General features: G+C 78.4%; 1 protein-coding gene. It reads left to right on the forward strand.

Annotation, left to right across the window (positions count from 1 at the left end; translation table 11 throughout):
* Window positions 1–1,135, forward strand: a 1,135-nt coding sequence (locus MCAG_RS27960) for a phosphopantetheine-binding protein (RefSeq protein WP_036375612.1), incomplete at its 5' end; no start/stop codon positions are given.
* Between the last annotated feature and the right edge of the window lie 46 nt (window positions 1,136–1,181).

Raw genomic sequence — 1,181 nt, forward strand, 5'->3', positions numbered from 1 at the left:
CGTCGCCGCCGAGCTGACCGCCGCCGAGACCGACCCGGTACCGATCGGCCTGCCGCTGCCGAACCACCGCGTGTACGTCGTCGACGCGGAGCTGCGCCCGGTGCCGCCGGGGCAGACGGGCGAGCTGCTGGTCGGCGGGCCCGGCCTGGCCGACGGGTACCTGGACCGACCCGGCCTGACCGCCGAGCGGTTCGTACCCGACCCGTTCTCCGGCCTGCCCGGCGAACGGCTGTACCGCACCGGGGACCTGGTCACCCAGGCCCCGGACGGGCGGTTCGTCTATCTCGGTCGGGCCGACCGGCAGGTCAAGATCAGAGGGCAGCGCATCGAGCTGGGCGAGGTCGAGGCCGTCCTCGCCGGGCTGCCCGGCGTCGACCGGGTGGTGGTGGAGGCCGTCGACGCCCCGGCCGGTGCCGAGCTGGTCGCGTTCCTCACCCCCGCCGACGCCCCCGACGACGCGACGCTGCGTGCGTACGCCGAGCCCCGGCTGACCGCCGCGATGCGCCCCGCCCGGGTGCTGCGCCTGGCGGAGCTGCCGGTCAGCCCGACCACCGGCAAGCTGGACCGGCCGGCGCTGCGGGCGCTGGCCGCCGCCGCCCGGCCCGCGCCCGCCGACGTCGACGGCCCGGCCGACGGCGACCCGGTCACCCGGGCGGTGTCGCGGGTGTGGGCGCGGCTGCTCGGCGCGGCCCCCGGCCCGGACACCGACTTCCTCGCCGCCGGCGGCAACTCCATCGCCGCGATGCGGCTGGTCGCGGCGCTGCGCGCCGAGCTTGGCCGCGCCGTGGACACCCGGGACGTGTTCGCCGGCCGCACCCTCGCCGGCCTGGTGCGGCGGATCACCGCCGCCGCCCCCGACGCCGGGGACGGGCTGACCACCGGCAACCCGCCGACGCTGTCCCCGCCGCAGCGGCGGCTGTGGTTCGTCGACCAGCTCGCCCCGTCCAGCGCTCCGTACAACATCGCGGTGGCCCACCGGCTGCGCGGCGAGCTGGACGTCCCGGCCCTCGGCGCGGCCCTGCGCGCGGTGGCCGAACGGCACGACGTGCTGCGCTGGCGCATCCCGCAGACCGCCGGGGTGCCGTACGCGGTCTGCGCGGAACCCACCGACGTGGCGGTGCCCGTGGTGACCTGACCGACGGCGGTGACCCGGAGGCGGAACTGGCCCGGATGCTCGCCGC

The organism is Micromonospora sp. ATCC 39149, from assembly GCF_000158815.1.
Classification (GTDB): domain Bacteria; phylum Actinomycetota; class Actinomycetes; order Mycobacteriales; family Micromonosporaceae; genus Micromonospora.